Genomic DNA, 16,795 nt, shown 5'->3' on the forward strand with positions numbered 1-16,795 from the left:
CTCGCACGCCCCGCCCCCCAGACACACCCCCGCGTCTCTCCCCAAACCCATGCCCTCGCCAGCGCCCCCTCCGCCCCTCCCGCCCAACCGCGGCCGGAACCCATGCCTCCCTCCTACCTGCACAGCGGTCCCACATTCCTCCCGAGCCCGTGCCCTCGCCGCCGCCTCCGAGCAACTCCCGCCCAACCGCCACCGCCGGAACCCATGCCCCCTGCCCGACTACGCAGTGGCTCATGCCCTTCCCGAGCCCGCGTCCTCGGCGCCGCCGTCCCTCCCTGCAACTCCACCCGGCCGCCGCCTTCGGGACCCGCGTGTTCCGCCTGCCTGCGCAGCGGCCCCGTGTCCCTGCCGAACCCGTGTCCTCGGCGGCGCCCCTTCGCGCCCTCCCACCCGGCCACCTTCGGGACCCGCGTGTTCCGCCTGCCTGCGCGGCGATCCCGCGTTCGTCCCGAGCCCGTGCCCTCGGCCGCGGCGCCCACCCGCGCCCTCCCACCCGGCCGCCTTCGGGACCCGCGTGTTCCACTCGCCTGCGCAGCGATCCCGCGCTCGTCCCGTGCCCTCGGCCGCGGCGCCCTCCCCGCCCGGCCGCCTCCGGGACCCGCGCGTCCCGCCCCCCAACGCGGCGGTTCCTCACATCCCGCCTGCGCCCGGACCCCGGCCGTCCACACCGCGCGCTCGCCCCCGGCCGAGTCCAGCCCGAGTGAACAGTTCACATGTAGAATCGTTCAACAATCCGATGTGTGAACTAGTGAACACTCAGCGGCAGGTTGACCCCCTCGACGTCCACCGTCGGCCTGGCGCCGGCCAGATCGGACGGGCGGTAAGTGGCACGCAGCGTCAAGGTCTCGCCCGGCCACAGCGTCACGTAGTTGTCGCTCCAGTCGGTGGGCAGCACCTCCGCCCCACCGACCCCCTTCCGCACCGTCGCCCGCACGAAGAACGCCACACCCCCACCGGTGTTCCGCAACGTCACCTCGGTGACCCCGCCCGACGACGCGACCCCCACCGCCACCGACGCCTCCGGCAACGACCGCACCCCGCTCAGATCCGCGTACCCCGACTGCGGCGTGTGGTACCAGGTCGACCCCGTGTAGTCCAAGGTGTCCGCCCGCGTCGACAACCAGTACACGTTCCGGTCCACCACCCGCCCGGTCGAGTCCTTCAACAGCAACCGCGCGAAGTACGTCCCACCCGCACCCGCCGGCAACGTCCCGACCCGCACCGCCCCGTTCCCCGGCACGTCCGCGGCCCACGTCTCCTCCGCCCGCACCGTCCCGTCCACCTCGAACACCGTCGCCGACACGCTCATCCCGGCCACACCCGACAACCCGGTGTTCGCCACCGCCACCGACCCGTCGTCGTACGAGTACTGCACGTGCAACGGCCGCAACGCCGTCTTGGCCCCGAAGTACCCGCCACCCGTCGCCAGGTAGTAGTCGAACAGGTGCCAGTACAACGTCGGCCAGGCGTTGTTCACCATCCAGTGCACAACCCCCGTGGCCGGCCGCACCCGGTCCGACCCGTTGCGCCCGAACGCCTCGAACTGCGCCCGAACCGTCTCGTACCCGGCCAACTGGGCCAGCCGCACCAAGGAGTCCGGAGTGGACGGAGGACCGTACCGCGCGTCCAAAGCCTTGCCCCAGAAGGAGAACTTGTCGAACGTCGCCGACGGCGAGAGGTGGTACTGCACCGCCGAGTAGTCCGTCAACCGCGCGATGTCCGACGGGGAAAGGAACTTCCGCAACTCCGCCATCTCCGGAACGGCCGGCCCCGGCCCGATCTCGGAGGCGAACCCGGACGCGCCGCCCGCCCTCTTGTCGTACCAATAACTCGGCGGCTCCCACCAGTACGGCCCGGCCATCTTCATCCCCGACGCACCCAGCACCGGCGACGACAACGCCTGCGCCGACGGGATCACCGGCAGCTCCCACTCGGCCCGCGCCAACCCGTCCAGGTACACCTTCTCCAGCACCGCGCCCGGCGCCCGGTCGCTGCCGATCAGGAACCCGATCACGCTGGGGTGGTTGCGCACGCGCCGACCCTCGCTCGCCGCCGACTCGCCCGCGACCCGGTAGTCCTCCGCCCCGAACGACGCGTAGTCCTCCCACTTCGAGCAGCACTCCCACCCGGTCAGCACCATGATCCCGAGCCGGTCCGCGATGGCGTAGAACTCGTCGTTCTCCGGTTTCCCCTCCAGCCGCAGCAGGTTCAGCCCCATGCTCCGCACCAGCGCCAGCTGGTCGGCGATCCGCCGCACGTCGGTGCGCAGGAACAGGTCCGACGCCCACCCGCCGCCGCGCACCAGGAACGGCTCGCCGTTGACGAAGAACCGCCGCGCGCCCTGCTCCACCACCGACGACACCTCGCGCACCCCGAACGAGGTCCGCGCCACGTCGGACACCGCGCCGCCCACCGACGCGGTCAGCGACAGGTCGTACAGCGGCTGCCCGCCCATCCGGAACGGCCACCACACCCGCGGCGACCTCAGCTCCCGCACGACCGACACGGTCCGCGTCTCGCCCGCGCCCAACGACACCGTCGTCCGGAACGGCCCGTCGCCGTACGTCCCCGACACCACCGCCGTCACCGGCGAACCCGTGTTGTTCCGCGCGTCGACCCGAACGGACACCGTCGCCCGGGACAGGTCCGGCAGCGGCAGATCCGTCGACACCCGCGGGAACCGCAGCGACACCGCGCCGCCGGACGCGAACCGCACGTCCCGGAAGATCCCCTGGTTCCGGTCGGGCGGCGGCTGCGACCAGTCGACGAAGTGGATCGCCAGGTCACGTGCCGGATCGGCCGCGGAAGCCCGGATCGCCAGCGCGTTCGTCCCCTTGCGCAGCAACGACGTCACGTCGAACTCGTGCGTCGGGTAGGCGCCCACCACGACGTCCGACCCGGCGACTTCGGCTCCGTTGAGCCAGATCTCGCCGCGCGAGATGATCCCGCCGTCCAGCTCGAGGAACGTCCGCACCCCGGCGCGCGGCTCGAACCGGAATGCCTTGCGGTACCACCACGGCACCTCGAAGTCCGACCGCGCCACCGACTTCAGGTTCTCGCCGAAGTTCAGGTCGGGGTACCGGCCGGCGGCGACCAGCCCGGCCACCACGGTCGACCGCGCCGGCACGGTCGTCCAGCCGGAGTCGGAGTACGACGGCGACGACACCGTGCCGCCACCCACCCCGACCTCGACGTCCGACCGCATCCGCCAGTCCGGCACGGTCGTGGAGGAACCGGGCGCGGAGGACACGGTCGCGGACGCGGGCGCGGTGGACGCGAACGGCACGCCGAGCGCCAGGACGGACGCCAGCGCGAACGGGACGACGCGCATTGCTGCTCCCCTGTGGGTCGAGAGGGCGGCGGCGTGCCACGAAGGAGGTTTCCGCCGCCCACCCACCTCGGGCAATGCGGCAGACGAGTGACGTGAACCGCCACCCGCCGTCCGGGTGATCCGATACGTTGACGCCCATGCGCCGTGCCCTGACGCTCCTCGTCGCCGCGGTCCTGCTCGCGGGCTGCTCCGAGACGACGACCGGCTCACCGTCGCCCGACCGTGCGGACCCGACCTCGGCAGGCCCGACGTCCACGACGTCCGCGCCGTCGAGCAGCCCGGCGACCTCGAAGGCCAAGGCCGTGCGCCCCAAGACGATCGACATCGGGGACGTCGACCCCTGCTCGCTGCTCACCGACGCGCAACGCGCCCAGGTCGGCCTGAACCGCCCGCCCGCCAAGAGCGTGAACGACGGCACCGGCTGGCCGAACTGCGTGACCTCCCGCGAGGACCGCCTGTGGGTGCTGAACGTCGCGCTGTCGCCGAGCACCGGCGTCGAGTACTACACCGACGGCCACCTGCCCGCGAACGTGGAGAACGTGCAGGTCGGCGGCTTCCCGGCGGTGCGGGTGAGCGCGAAGTCCAAGGGCACCACCAACAACTGCACCGTCGCGGTCGACGTGTCCGACCACCAGCTGGTCGACGTCAAGGTGTCGAGCTTCGGCGAGACCAGCCAGGAGAAGACGTGCGAACTCGCGCCGCAGATCGCCGAACTGGTGATCGCGACCCTGGCGAGCAGATAGGCACGTCCCGCGATCCGGTCGGAACCGCACACCGGCCGACCGCATCAGAGCTAAAGTCGTCACGAATGCACAGGTCGCTACTAGGAGGGGTGCCGTGTTCATCGCGGATGGTGGTGGGGGCTCCGCGCAGACCCCGCTCCCGGAGTACAGCGGAACCCAGCAGAAGCTGAGCATCGACCCGTCGGCGATCCCGGGTGCGCGCAAGGTGTTCTCCGACGCCCTGGACAAGCTCGAGCGCCAGTTGGGCACGTCGGACTTCCTGACCGCGCGGAACTGGGCCGGCGACCCGGTCAGCTCGGAGACGGCCGAGAAGTTCAACCAGGAGACGTTCGACGGTGGCGAGGGCGCGGCCATGACGGCCGTGCGCGCGTACCGCGACCAGCTCAAGGGCGTCGTCGACCAGCTCACCGCGATCGAGGCGGACTACCGCGCCGTCGAGGGTGACAACACCGCGGCCTGGGGCCGTGTCCACAACTGACCCACGAGGGGGCGAGCACGATGGGTGACCACCGCTGGCGCGGGTATGCCCACCCCGAGCTGCACCGCATGATCAACGAAGGTCCCGGCGTGGCGGCGTCCCGCCCGCTGGAGGACGGCTGGAAGGCCCTGTCCGAGTCGCTCGGCCAGATCGACACCGAGATCCAGGAGGGCCTGGCCAAGCTCGGCGCGTCCTGGGAGGGCTCGACGGCCGACACGACCCTGGCCGCGTTGTCGCCGCTGGCGCAGTGGGCCGCGGACGCGCAGCAGGGCTCGGACGTCATGAAGACCTCCGCGCAGCTCCAGGGCGAGTACATCGTCGAGGCGCGCAAGCAGATGCCCGAGCCCGTGCCGGTGACGACCGAGGCGCCGTCCACCGCGGACAAGGTGCTCGGCCTGCTGGGCGGTCCGGCCGGGATGCTGCACGTGATCAAGCAGCAGAACGACCACGAGCAGCAGGAGGCGGCGCAGGACAACGCCGAGGCCAAGGCCGTCGAGGTGATGGAGAACTACCAGTCGAGCAGCGAGTGGAACCGCGACACGCTCGGCGAGTTCGTCCCGCCGCCGAAGGTCGTGATCGACACCCCGCCGCCCGCGGGTTCCGGCGAGTACAACAGCTCCTCGGCGAACTACCGCTCGACGCCGACGTGGACCGAGCCGTCCGACGGTGGTGGCACGACCAACACCTCGTGGACGCCGCCGCCGTCCGGCCCGACCGTGACGCCGACGTACACGCCCCCGGCGAACAACACGGGCACCACGCACACGGTGTGGGCGCCGCCGACCCCGACGCCCCCGCCGGTGGCACCGGTGCCCAACCCGACCCCGAACCCGACGCCGCCGCCGGTCACCGCGAAGCCTCCGATCGGGACGATCCCCCCGGTGTGGACGCAGATCGGCGGTCAGCCCGGTGGCGGTCCGGCAGGCGGTGGCGGCAAGACCGGCGTTCCGGGTCGGCCGACCGTGCCGAACGGTCCGTCCGGCCGGATGTCCGGCGGTCTCGACGTGCCGGGTTCGCGCGGCGGTGCTCCGGGCCAGTCCGGCCCGGGTGGTCGCGGTGGCCTCGGCGGCCTGCCCGGCGGCGGCCTGTCCGGTCTCGGTGAGACGACGGGCAGCGGCGCGCAGGGTCGTGGCGGCATGTCCGGTGTCGGTGCCTTCGGTGCGAACGCGCCCGGTGCCGCCGGCCCGGGTGGCGCGTCCGGTCGTGGCGGTGCCGGCATGGCCGGTGGCGGTGGCGCCGGTGGGCACGCCGGGGAGGGCGAGGAGGACGTGGAGCACAAGTCCGCCGACTTCCTCGTGGAGACCGCGGACGTGTTCGGCGACGAGCGCCGGGTGGCGCCGTCGGTGATCGGCGAGGCTCCGCAGTAGCCCGTGCCGGCGGGTGTCGCCGGTGGTGGAATTCGCCCGTGGGGGACGTCCGCGTCCCCCACGGGTTCGGCTTTTCCCGCCTCGGTCGAGGCGGGTCCAGGCGCAGTCGGGGAGCGGGACGTTGACGATTTTCGGGGGGCAGGCGGAGCGGGAGCCGATCACGCTCTCCGCCGAGGAGTTCGACGTCGTGTGGGAACGACTCGACCTCGGTCGGATGCCGTTGGTGATCAAGGTGTCCTCGCCGGGCCGGACACACGCCGAGCGCGCCGACCTGGAACGCCGCGTGTGGGCCGGGTTGGGGCAGCGCGGGCTGGGCGGGCCGAGGGGCCTGCACCCGGAGCTGGACCACCTGCTGCGGTTGTTCTCCCGGCCGGAGCGCGAGGTCGACGGCCGGGTGTGGGTGGGGCGCAGCATCCGGGTGCTGGCGGCGGCGAACGGCGACCACGGCGCCGTCGTCACGAAGATCGGCGACGAGCTGACGTTCCGGCGCGCGGCGGGCAGTGGCCTGCCGTCGGCGGTGCTGAGCACGCTTCCGGCGCACCCGGCGGGCACCGGCCACTCGGTGACGATGCCGAGCGCGGACCTGGAGGCGGCGGTCGAGAATTCGGACGGCTCACCCAAGAGCCTCGAGGCCTCGTTCCGCTCGCACGGCGTGCGGCAGGAGGACGCGACCACCCTGGTCAAGATGTTCACGGGCCTGGTGAACACGGGCAACTTCGGCGCCGCCGCCCGCGACCGCTACGGCAAACGCTGCCGCCCGGACCGCGTGGTGGCCTTCTTCGACACCGAGGACGGCCGCTACCTGCAACAACGCCGAACCTCCCCGGGCTCGGTCCCGTGGAGCACCTTCACCCCGACCGACACCCGCCGCCTGGCCCACCAGGTGGACGAACTCCTGACCGAAGCCTCCCGCGCCGCCAAGCCCTAACGTAGAATCGTTCAACAATCCCACGCATCAACAATCCCACGTGTCAACCAGCGCTGCGGCAACGCCGATCGCCAAGACGCCGCAGCCAGGACGACGCGGCCGGAACGACGCGGCCGGGTCGAGGCCCGGTCGGCTCGCCCGATCCTTGGCGCGCCCAGCCGCCGGCCGCCTCTTTGCCGCGGGCTTTCTTCCCGTTCGCGTCTCTGTCGTTGGATTGTCGGATTGTTGAACAAACCAATCGTTGAACAAGTCCCTTGTTGAACAACTCACTTGTTGAACGATTTGACCGGAGGGGGCGGAGGAAGGGGTTGCGGGTGGCGCTAGCCTCTCGCCGTGGTGTCCCGAGGTGTTGATCCGCATGAACTTCGCGCGGCGGTGGCCGAGGTTCTGCCCTGGTTGGGCGGAGAGGGCGAGCAGCCGGCGCGGGCGGTGGTGGGGTTGGCGGTGAAGTTGAGCCTGCGGACGTTGGAGCAGGTCGCGCCCGGGCGGAGCGTCGAGGTGCGGGTGCCGCCGTTCGCCGCCGTCCAGTGCGTCGCCGGACCCCGGCACACCCGGGGCACGCCGCCCAACGTGGTCGAGACCGACGCGCGGACGTGGTTGGAACTGGCCGTCGGCTCGCTGTCCTGGCAGGACGCGGTCGACGGCGGACGGGTGTCGGCGTCCGGCAGCCGGGCGGATCTGGCGCACCTCCTCCCGGTGGTGCGGTTCACGGAGGGTGACCGGTGAGAATTCTCGGAGTGGTGGCGGCGGCCTTGCTGCTGGCCTCGTGCGGCACCACCGAATGGGCGGCCGACGTGCAGTTCAAGGTCACCCGGATCAACCCCGGCTACCAGTCGAAGTCCGGCGACCAGCACCCCGCCACCGCCGAGATCGCGCTCGACCAGGACCCGGCCCCCGGCGCCCTCGACCGGCTCGACACCCGCAGCACCGAGCTGTCCGCGTTCGCCGAGGACGTCGTCCCGGGTGACGCGGTCACCTGCAAGGTCACCCAGCGCGACGACGACGGCATCGTCACGACGATCACCAACTGCCACCGCCGCTGACCCCCTCCCCACTACAGTCGGGTGGGTGATGAGGGTGCTGGGGCTGGTGCTGGCAACGGGCGTGCTGCTCACCGCGTGCGGCGGCGGCGCGTACTCGGGGGAGTTGGCCTTCCGGGTCACCGCGGTCAACCCGGAGTCGGAGTCGATGGGGCGCACCGAGCCCGCCTACGTCAACCTCGAGATCGACCAGGACGTCGCGGACGAGCGGGACCTGCTCGAAATCGTCCGCACCCAGCGGGCCGACCTCGACCAGCTCCCGACCGGGGTCAAGGTCGGCGACCGCGTCCAGTGCCACGTCAACCAGTCGGATGACAGCGGGTTCGACCAGAAGGGTGTGCAGACCGAGGTCACGCACTGCGTGTCACGGTCTTAAGGCCTCAGAACCACGACCCGACGGTCCGGTCCCACAGCCTCCCGGCGCCCTCGACCACGTCCTGGCCGAGTTCGACCGCGTCCCGACCGAACTCGATCGCGTCGCCGAGCCCGCCCAGCACGACGTCGCCCGCGTCGTTCAACAACTCCCGCCCGGTGTTCAGCAACCCGGTGCCGGCCTCGGACCACCGCCCGTGCACGGCGTCGCCGCCCGCGTCCCACAACCCGCCCGCGACGTCGCCCACCAGGTCCGCGGCACCGGCGACGGTGCCGCTCACCGAGTCCAGCACCGGCCCGACCACGGGCAGGTCCGACCCCGGGAGCGCCGGCCCGAGCGGCGAGTCGTACCACTTCTGCGAGGTCACGGACCCGCCGTCGCCGGTCGCGATCCGCGCCAGGTTCTGCACCGACTCCGAGCCCGGCGCGTAGTACTGCGAGTGCGCACCGAGCAGCGACGTCCCGTCCGGCGTGCCGAACGTCCGCGCCCCGAACCGCGGGTCGTAGGGACCGACCGAGGACCCGTCCTGGGTGAACCAGTCCGACGACGTCCCCTGCACCACCGGGTCGTGCTCGGTCGCGCCGACGTACACGTGCCCGGCGCCCGCCGACAGCTGGTCCACGTTCGACGCGCCGACACCGGGCGACCCGACGAACGCGATGTCGTCCGCCGCCAACCCGTTCATCCCGGCATACCCGACCGTGGTTGACCCGTACGAGTGGCCGATCACGGTGAGGTGCTGCCGATTCCCGGCCGCCTCGGCCGCCGCCCGGTACCCGTCGACGTCGGCCACCAGGTTCTGCCCGCCCTCGCGGGCCTGCGCCGGGTTGTCCACCTCGCCGACGGCCCAGCCAGGCGCGTCGTACCCGAGCCACTGCACGGTCGCGTTGCCGCCCGCGCCCATCTGCTCGCGCAGGTTGGCCGCCTGGTCGATGGAGAACGCGTCCAGCGTCGACCCGGTGCCCGGCACGCACACGGCGAGGTTCTTCGCGGTGTCCGGATCGCCGTACGCGATGGCCATCCCGCCGTCGCCGCGCGGCCCGTACGGGTCGTACGCCAGCACCCGCACGTCGTCCTTCGACCAGCCCTTGGCCTCGGCCAGCTTCTCCGCCGAGCGCACGCTGCCCGCGGCCTTCTCGGCGTTCTCGGCCTTGCGCGCGACCTCCTGCCGCTCGTCCATCAGCGACGCGTACCGCGGGTCGTTGAGCAGCGCGGTCTGCCCGGCCGAGGTGGCCGGGTCCAGCCCCAGTTCCCGGGCGCGCGCGGCCAACGCGGCGTCCAACTCGTCGCGCCGGGCCGGGAACCGCGCGGCGTCGTCCATGATCCGCGCCCGGTTCGCCTGGTCCAGCACACCGGACGGCAGCCCGCGCAACTGCCCCAGCTCCTGGAACCTGGTGCGCAGCAACTCGTCCTGCTGGTCCTTGGTCAGCGACTTCCACCACGCCGCGACCTGCTTCGGGTCCGAACCCGGTCCGGGCACGGTCGCCGACGTGCGCAGCGCCTCGACCGCCGACGTCCACCCGGCGTCCTTGCCCGCGGTCTCCGCGAAGCCGGGCTTCACCCGGGACAGCGCCGACGCGTACTGCCGCAGCACGCCCTCGTACCCCGACTTCACGTTGTCCAGCGCGGAGTTCACCCGCGTCGCGAGGTCCCGGGTCTGCACCTCGTCCAGCATCGGCGACCGGCTTCGCCACACGTCGATGATCGAGTCCGCCGCGCCGCGCATCTGCGCGTACGCCCGCGAGGCCGCCTGCACCACGTCGACACCGACGCCCAGCCGCTGACCCGCGACGACCGCGGCGCGCGAGGACAACTCGGCCCGCGCGCCGAACCTGCTCGCCGACGAGCCCCGCCACGCGGAGGACGCCGTGCCGCCGCCCGACGACACCGCCGTGCCCGCCCGCTCGACCGCGCTCAACGCGCCGCTGATGGGATCGGCCGCCGCGGCCACCCGACCCGCGTCGCCCGCCGCCAGCCGGCCGTACAGCTCCTCGGGGTCGATCACGCCGCACCGCCGTCGAACGACCGGAACGACTGGGTCGTGGCGTCCTCGGCCCGCTGGTAGGACTCGGCGTTCTCGGCGAGGCCCGCGCCCGCGTCCCGGTACCAGGCCGCGCCGCGCCGCAGGTCGTCGGACTGCTCGCCCGCCCACCGGGCCAGCGCGTCCACGAACTCGGCCGCGGCGGGAACCTGACCGAGCGCGCCCGCGTCCAGCCTGAGCATGGAGATCAGGTCGGCGCCGTCACCGGTCGCGTCCGCGCCGTCCTCGAACTCCTTCGACGCCGCGCGCAGCGTCTCTGGTCGCACACCGAACACAGTTGCCCACCCTCCGTGCCGCCGGTCCGCATACTGCGACGTCGGGCGGGACCGGGCGGTTCCGCCGGATTCGCCGACCCGAAGTGCGGCACCATGAGCCGCGAGACCAGCCGCGAGACCCAGGGAGTGAGCCGTGCCAGGAGGTTGGACCACCCAGCGGTGGACGGACGTCTTCACCGAGCAGGCGGGCATGTTCCGGGCCGCGGTCGGCCAGGCCGACCCGCGGGCGAAGGTGCCGAGCTGCCCGGGGTGGACGTTCACCGAGCTGGTGCTGCACGTGGGCCGGTTCCTGGAGACGTCGCTGGAGTACCTGCGCACCGGCAGCCCGGTGCAGCTGCGGCTGCCACCGCCGCCCGCCGGCGGCAACCCGCTGGAGTACCTCGACGCGCAGCTGGCCAAGGCGGCCGAGATCCTGCCCGCGGTGCCGGGCAACCGCGCGACCTGGACGTTCTCCCCGGCCGCGCCGGACCTGGCCTGGGTGTGGCACCGGCGGCTCGCGCACGAACTCGACCTGCGGCGGTGGGACGCGCAGGCGGCGTTGCGGCAGCTCGTGGTCGGTGACGCGGAGTTCGCGGTCGACGGCGTCGACGAGGCCCTGACCACGTTGCTCGCGGCCAAGTACGCGACCGACGTGCCGCCGACGGTGAAGGGCACCGCGCTCGTGGCGCTGACCGACGTGCCGGAGTCGTGGGTGGTGACGTTCGCGCCCGAGGTGGTGCCCGAGGTGCGCGCCGCGTGGCCGGGCGAGGAGGCCGACGCGACGGTGACCGGAGAGGCACAGCTCGTGCACTACAGGTTGTGGGGAAGGCTCCCGCTGAAGGCCGTCGGCGACCGGGACGTGCTGAGCGTGCTCCGACTGGACTGAAAGGGTGCCTTTCGTCACGTCGCACGGGTGCCGATGGGGGTGGTTCACCCTCCGTTCGCCTTACACTCGGAGGTGCAGCCCGCCTTCGTCGCTAGGGAGCACTCGGTGGTCACCGACCAGTCCAACGCCGGCCGCAACGACACCGAAGAAAGCGAACCCCGGGAGGAGTGCGGAGTCTTCGGCGTGTGGGCGCCGGGTGAAGACGTCGCCAAACTCTCCTACTACGGCCTCTACGCCCTCCAGCACCGCGGCCAGGAGGCGGCGGGCATTTCCGTCGGCGACGGCAGCCAGGTCGTCGTCTTCAAGGACCTCGGCCTCGTCTCGCAGGTGTTCGACGAGCAGGTCCTCCAGTCGTTGCGCGGCCACGTCGCCGTCGGCCACTGCCGCTACTCCACGACCGGCTCCACGACGTGGGAGAACGCGCAGCCCACGTTCCGCACCACGGCCGCCGGCTCCGGGTTGTCGCTCGGCCACAACGGCAACCTGGTCAACACCGCCGAACTGCTGGTGCGCGCCCGCGAGCTGGGCGTGGACACCTCGCACGGCGCCACCACCGACTCCGACCTGATCTGCGGCCTGCTGGCGGCCACCGCCGCCGACCGCGGCATCGAGCAGGCCGCGCTGGAGCTGCTGCCGACGCTGCGCGGCGCGTTCTGCCTGACGTTCTCCGACGAGTCGACCCTGTACGCGGCCCGCGACCCCCAGGGCGTCCGGCCGCTGGTGCTGGGCCGGCTGGAGCGCGGCTGGGTCGTCGCGAGCGAGACGGCCGCGCTGGACATCGTCGGCGCGTCGTTCGTCCGCGAGGTCGAGCCCGGCGAGCTGATCGCGATCGACGAGAACGGCCTCCGGTCGTCGCGGTTCGCCAACCCCGAGCCCAAGGGCTGCATCTTCGAGTACGTCTACCTGGCCCGCCCGGACACCACCATCGCCGGCCGCTCGGTGCACGCCACCCGGGTGGAGATCGGCCGCCGGCTCGCGGTCGAGCAGCCGGTGGAGGCGGACCTGGTCATCCCGGTGCCGGAGTCCGGCACGCCCGCCGCGATCGGCTACGCCCAGGCGTCCGGCATCCCGTACGGGTCCGGCCTGGTCAAGAACGCCTACGTGGGCCGCACGTTCATCCAGCCCTCGCAGACCATCCGCCAACTCGGCATCAGGCTCAAGCTGAACCCGCTGCGCGACGTCATCCGCGGCAAGCGCCTCGTGGTCGTGGACGATTCGATCGTGCGCGGCAACACGCAGCGCGCCCTGGTGCGCATGCTGCGCGAGGCCGGCGCGGTCGAGGTGCACGTGCGGATCGCCTCGCCGCCCGTCAAGTGGCCCTGCTTCTACGGCATCGACTTCGCCTCCCGTGCCGAGTTGATCGCGAACGGACTGGACACCGACGGCATCCGGCGCTCGGTCGGCGCCGACTCCCTCGGCTACGTGTCCCTGGAGGAGCTGATCGCGGCCAGCGAGCAGCCCAGGACGCGGCTGTGCTGCGCCTGCTTCGACGGCGACTACCCGATCCCGCTCCCCGAGGACGCGCTGATCGGCAAGCACCTCCTGGAGGGCATCCGGGGCGTGTCGGGCTCGGCCACCCCCGTCCTGACGAACGGGTACGGTGCCGAGGACGCCCTTCAGCGCCCCTGAACCCCGTGTGACTTCTGACGATGGAGCCAGTGTGACCGACAGCGCCAAGCCCACCTACGCGTCCGCCGGTGTCAGCATCGAAGCCGGCGACGAGGCGGTGGAGAAGCTCAAGCCGTGGGCCGCCAAGGCGACCCGGCCCGAGGTGCTCGGTGGCATCGGCGGCTTCGCCGGCCTGTTCCAGCTCCGGCTCGACCGCTGGAAGGAACCCGTGCTGGCGTCGTCGACGGACGGCGTCGGCACGAAGATCGCGATCGCGCAGGCGTTGGACAAGCACGACACCATCGGGCACGACCTGGTCGCCATGGTCGTGGACGACCTGGTCGTCTGCGGCGCCGAACCGCTGTTCATGCAGGACTACATCGCCGTCGGGCGCGTGGTGCCGGACAAGATCGCGGCATTGGTCAAGGGCATCTCCGAGGGTTGTGTGCTGGCGGGGTGCGCGCTCCTCGGCGGTGAGACCGCGGAGCACCCCGGACTGATGGGTGACGACGACTACGACATCTCCGGCACCGGCGTCGGCGTGGTCGAGGCCTCGGCCATGCTCGGCCCGGACCGCGTGCGACACGGCGACGTCGTGATCGCCCTGGGTTCGTCGGGCCTGCACTCCAACGGCTACTCGCTGGCCAGGCACGTGCTGCTGGAGCTCGCCCGCATGCCCCTCTCCGGGCACGTGGAGGAGTTCGGCCGCACGCTCGGCGAGGAACTGCTGGAGCCGACCCGCATCTACGCCAAGGACTGCCTGGCGCTGGCCGCCGAGGCCGAGGTGCGGACCTTCGCCCACGTCACCGGCGGCGGCCTGGCCGCGAACCTGGCCCGGGTCCTGCCGGCCGGCCTGTCGGCACGCCTGGACCGCGGCTCGTGGACCCCGCAGCCGGTGTTCGCGCTCATCGCCCAGCGCGGCCGGGTCGAGCGCGAGGAGATGGAACGCGCCTTCAACATGGGCGTCGGCATGGTCGCCGTCGTCTCGCCGGAGGACGTGGACCGCGCGCTCGCCGTCCTGACCGCCCGCCACGTCCCGGCGTGGGTGCTGGGCGAGGTCACCAAGTCGGACGCCCCGACCGCCCTGGCCGGCGACCACCCCCGGTTCTGATCCTGTCGCACTGAGAACTCCTTTCCGAGAACTCCTTTTTCGAGCCCCGATCCGAGGCTCGGTCATGCCGTGTCGGGTGCACCGCGCTCCGGGTGGAGCGCGGTGCCGCCACGACCGATGCCGCCACGACCGATGCCGCCACGACCGATGCCGCCACGACCGATGCGCGACGGACGCGTGGCTCGAGGCCCGCGCGCAGGGCACGCTCCGCCCAAAGCCCAAAGCCCAAAGCCCAAAGCCCAAAGCCCAAAGCCCAAAGCCCAAAGCCCAAAGCCCAAAGCCCAAAGGGCCGTTGTGCCGGAGGCTTCGGTACGCAGGCGTCATGCATCGTCCGCGCCTCAGGCACCCGCCCGCGGCCCTGCCCGCCGCCCGCGTCCCACCGCCCGCGTCCCACTGCCGCCCGCGCCCGATGCGCAGCCCGCGTGCTGCCCACCTGCCGCGCCCCGCTGCCGGTGGGCGGCACGCCACTGGCCGCGCCCGGCCACCGCCCATGCCCGGCCACCGCCCGCGCCCCAGGCACCCGCCCGCGCCCTACAACTGACCGCGCCCCACCACCGCGCTCGGTGGGCACCGATCGTGCCGTTCCCCCAGTGGTCCGGCGGCGGGCACCGCGACCCGGGTTGGTCGTGTTCTCCCTGCCGCACAAGGACATTCGCCCCGCACATCGCTGTGCGGAGCTCACTCGCTCCGTCTGTTGCCTGCACACAACATGCTAGCGGAGTCACGGCCGGTGTGGACGCCACGATCGGGGGATTCGGGGCGAGGCAACCGGGCGGCGGGGTCGTTCCGTATAGCCCCGTGACCCGAAGGGGGGTTTCCGTGGACCGTGAGTTCGACGCGTACGTCGACGCCCGCGCACGCGTGCTGCGCCGCACCGCCTACCTGCTGTGCGGCGACTGGCACCGCGCCGAGGACCTGGTGCAGACCGCGCTGACCAAGCTGTACGCCGCCTGGCCCCGCATCCACCGCGACGGCTCCGTGGACGCCTACGCGCGCAAGGTGCTCGTGCGGGCCGCGATCGACGAGTCACGGCGCCCGTGGCGGCGGGAGACGGCGGTCGCGGCGCTGCCCGAGGTCGGCGGGGCGGGCGACACCACGTCCGACGCGGCGGCCGACCTCGACGTGCGCGCCGCCCTGGCCAGGCTGCCGGCGGGCCAGCGGGCGGTGGTCGTGCTGCGGTACTGGGAAGACCTGAGCGTCGCGGAGACGGCGCGGTTGCTCGGCAACACCGAGGGGACCGTGAAGAGCCAGTCCGCCAAGGGTTTGGCCGCACTGCGGGAACTCCTCGGCCGGACGCACCTGGAGGAGCAGCTGTGACCGACATCCGCGACGTCCTCGCCACCGCGTTCCAGGACGAGCCGCCCCTGACCGTCGACCGGGCCGCGATCAGGAGGTCCGGCCGCCGCCGCCGACACCTGCGCCGGGGGTTGACCGCGGCGTTCGTGCTGGTGGCGGTCACGGCGGTCGGTGTTCCCGTGCTGCGCGGTGCGACCGCGGGCCAGGACACCGCGAGCCCGCCCACCACGCTCCGACTGGTCCCGTCGTCCGTGCAGCCGTCCGGGCTGTCGCCCGACTCCGCCAAGCCGTTCAACGCCGCGCACGCCGCCGAACTCGGCCGGGTGCTGGCGGCGCAACCCCTGCTGCCGCCGGGACTGGTCGCCTCGCCCGCGCCGGGCGGCGCGCCGAAGCCGTTCGAGTTCAAGGTGTTCCCCGACCACTACCTGTCGTTCAGCGAGGTGGACGGACCGACCGGGCGCGGCGCGCTCCGGATCTACGTGACCGCCGCCGGCCGCGACACCTGCGACGCGGTTCACCGGGTCGATGAAAAGCCTTGTGAGACCAAGGAGTTCGAGGGGCGCGAGGTGACCGTGTTCACCGGCGGCCCAATGCTCCAGGTGTGGGTGGAGTCGGGCGGCACGTCGGTCGCGGTCATGCTCGACAGCGACCGCGACCGCAGGCCCCTGACCTGGGAGGAACTGGCGCGCATCGCGACGCTTCCCGGACTGGTCGTCGGTTTCTGACGACTTCCGGACACGGACGCCGCGCCGTGCTGGTGCGCCGGACCGCGTACCTGCCGGAGCCGGAGCGTGGTGGCACGCCGGATCGCGACTGCGGGTGCACCGGATCCACGCGCACGGCACCGCCGGGCAGTCGACAAAGCCGGCGACTTCGCCGGGGTCGGTCCACTAATCTCGGCGGCATGGCCGAGGACCTGGTGGTGACTCGGACGCTGGTCGTGCCGGCGTCCGAGTTGCGCGAGCGCTTCTCCCGGTCGTCCGGCCCGGGCGGGCAGGGTGTGAACACCGCGGACAGCCGGGTGGAGCTGTCGTTCGACCTGGCGTCCTCGCCGTCGGTGCCGGAGTGGTTGCGCGCCAGGATGGTCGGCAGGCTCGCGGGCCGACTGGTCGACGGCGTGCTCACGGTGACCGCCTCCGAGCACCGCGCGCAGTTGCAGAACCGTGCCGCGGCAAGGGAAAGGCTCGCCAGGCTGCTGCGCGACGCGGCGGCCGCGCCACCTCCCGTCCGTCGTCCGACCAAGCCCACCAGGGGTTCGCAGGAACGGCGGATCGAGGAGAAGAAGCGACGCGCCCGGACGAAGCAGGGCAGGCGCGGCGGGTGGGACTAGGTTCCCCGG

Annotated in this window: 15 protein-coding genes and 1 pseudogene; 13 read left to right on the forward strand and 3 right to left on the reverse strand. The window is 72.5% G+C overall.

Going from position 1 to position 16,795, the window contains the following annotated elements; translation table 11 throughout:
• Window positions 1-745 precede the first annotated feature (745 nt).
• On the reverse strand, window positions 746-3,331 hold the full coding sequence (locus tag AB0G50_RS05965) for an exo-beta-D-glucosaminidase (protein ID WP_360102772.1): 2,586 nt from the start codon (window positions 3,329-3,331) through the stop codon (window positions 746-748).
• 137 nt (window positions 3,332-3,468) lie between these two features.
• On the opposite strand from AB0G50_RS05965, the gene AB0G50_RS05970 reads away from it, so the two are divergent.
• From AB0G50_RS05970 to AB0G50_RS06000, 7 genes are all read left to right on the forward strand, one after another.
• Window positions 3,469-4,074, forward strand: coding sequence for a DUF3558 domain-containing protein (locus AB0G50_RS05970; RefSeq protein ID WP_360102773.1), 606 nt, complete (start codon window positions 3,469-3,471; stop codon window positions 4,072-4,074).
• 94 nt (window positions 4,075-4,168) lie between these two features.
• Window positions 4,169-4,552, forward strand: coding sequence for a transcriptional regulator (locus AB0G50_RS05975; RefSeq protein WP_360102775.1), 384 nt, complete (start codon window positions 4,169-4,171; stop codon window positions 4,550-4,552).
• Window positions 4,553-4,572: 20 nt separating this feature from the next.
• A complete protein-coding gene (locus AB0G50_RS05980) occupies window positions 4,573-5,919 on the forward strand; it encodes a PPE domain-containing protein (RefSeq protein ID WP_360102777.1) in 1,347 nt (448 codons plus the stop codon).
• Window positions 5,920-6,040: 121 nt separating this feature from the next.
• Window positions 6,041-6,847 carry an ESX secretion-associated protein EspG gene (locus AB0G50_RS05985; RefSeq protein WP_360102779.1) on the forward strand — a complete coding sequence of 269 codons (807 nt, stop codon included), beginning with the start codon at window positions 6,041-6,043 and terminating at the stop codon, window positions 6,845-6,847.
• Window positions 6,848-7,180: 333 nt separating this feature from the next.
• Window positions 7,181-7,573 carry a sterol carrier family protein gene (locus AB0G50_RS05990; RefSeq protein ID WP_360102781.1) on the forward strand — a complete coding sequence of 131 codons (393 nt, stop codon included), beginning with the start codon at window positions 7,181-7,183 and terminating at the stop codon, window positions 7,571-7,573.
• The gene (locus tag AB0G50_RS05995; RefSeq protein WP_360102783.1) at window positions 7,570-7,890 is read left to right on the forward strand and encodes a hypothetical protein; all 321 of its coding nucleotides are present in this window, start codon (window positions 7,570-7,572) and stop codon (window positions 7,888-7,890) included. Before AB0G50_RS05990 ends, AB0G50_RS05995 begins: the two co-directional genes overlap by 4 nt.
• Before the next feature lie 25 nt (window positions 7,891-7,915).
• Window positions 7,916-8,263: a hypothetical protein gene (locus AB0G50_RS06000; protein ID WP_360102785.1), complete on the forward strand. Its 348-nt coding sequence runs from the start codon at window positions 7,916-7,918 to the stop codon at window positions 8,261-8,263.
• 4 nt (window positions 8,264-8,267) lie between these two features.
• On the opposite strand, the gene AB0G50_RS06005 is transcribed toward AB0G50_RS06000, so the two are convergent.
• Window positions 8,268-10,265: an alpha/beta hydrolase gene (locus tag AB0G50_RS06005; protein WP_360102787.1), complete on the reverse strand. Its 1,998-nt coding sequence runs from the start codon at window positions 10,263-10,265 to the stop codon at window positions 8,268-8,270.
• On the reverse strand, window positions 10,262-10,567 hold the full coding sequence (locus AB0G50_RS06010) for a hypothetical protein (protein ID WP_360102789.1): 306 nt from the start codon (window positions 10,565-10,567) through the stop codon (window positions 10,262-10,264). The genes AB0G50_RS06005 and AB0G50_RS06010 overlap by 4 nt, the downstream gene beginning before the upstream one ends.
• 142 nt (window positions 10,568-10,709) lie before the next feature.
• Here AB0G50_RS06010 and AB0G50_RS06015 point away from each other — a divergent pair, with 142 nt between their 5' ends.
• The 6 genes and pseudogenes from AB0G50_RS06015 to arfB form a co-directional block, all read left to right on the forward strand.
• Window positions 10,710-11,441, forward strand: coding sequence for a maleylpyruvate isomerase N-terminal domain-containing protein (locus tag AB0G50_RS06015; RefSeq protein WP_360102791.1), 732 nt, complete (start codon window positions 10,710-10,712; stop codon window positions 11,439-11,441).
• Between the two features lie 105 nt (window positions 11,442-11,546).
• Complete coding sequence (gene purF, locus AB0G50_RS06020; protein ID WP_360102793.1) at window positions 11,547-13,070, forward strand: amidophosphoribosyltransferase; 1,524 nt, start codon at window positions 11,547-11,549, stop codon at window positions 13,068-13,070.
• A 31-nt stretch (window positions 13,071-13,101) separates the two neighbouring features.
• Window positions 13,102-14,160, forward strand: a complete 1,059-nt coding sequence (gene purM, locus AB0G50_RS06025) for a phosphoribosylformylglycinamidine cyclo-ligase (protein ID WP_360102795.1) — start codon at window positions 13,102-13,104, stop codon at window positions 14,158-14,160.
• 819 nt (window positions 14,161-14,979) lie between these two features.
• Window positions 14,980-15,477 carry a SigE family RNA polymerase sigma factor gene (locus tag AB0G50_RS06030; RefSeq protein WP_360102797.1) on the forward strand — a complete coding sequence of 166 codons (498 nt, stop codon included), beginning with the start codon at window positions 14,980-14,982 and terminating at the stop codon, window positions 15,475-15,477.
• A complete protein-coding gene (locus AB0G50_RS06035) occupies window positions 15,474-16,181 on the forward strand; it encodes a hypothetical protein (RefSeq protein WP_360102799.1) in 708 nt (235 codons plus the stop codon). Before AB0G50_RS06030 ends, AB0G50_RS06035 begins: the two co-directional genes overlap by 4 nt.
• Window positions 16,182-16,375: 194 nt before the next feature.
• A pseudogene (gene arfB / locus AB0G50_RS06040) lies at window positions 16,376-16,786 on the forward strand (alternative ribosome rescue aminoacyl-tRNA hydrolase ArfB); the annotation flags it as partial.
• Window positions 16,787-16,795: the final 9 nt, after the last annotated feature.

It is taken from the genome of Actinosynnema sp. NPDC020468 (assembly GCF_040642015.1).
Lineage (GTDB): Bacteria > Actinomycetota > Actinomycetes > Mycobacteriales > Pseudonocardiaceae > Actinosynnema.

Bases quoted from the DNA above. Each gene is read 5' to 3' on its own strand.
- AB0G50_RS05965 (WP_360102772.1), bottom strand. From the start codon at position 3,331: ATGCGCGTCGTCCCGTTCGCGCTGGCGTCCGTCCTGGCGCTCGGCGTG.
- AB0G50_RS05980 (WP_360102777.1), top strand. From the start codon at position 4,573: ATGGGTGACCACCGCTGGCGCGGGTATGCCCACCCCGAGCTGCACCGC.
- AB0G50_RS05970 (WP_360102773.1), top strand. From the start codon at position 3,469: ATGCGCCGTGCCCTGACGCTCCTCGTCGCCGCGGTCCTGCTCGCGGGC.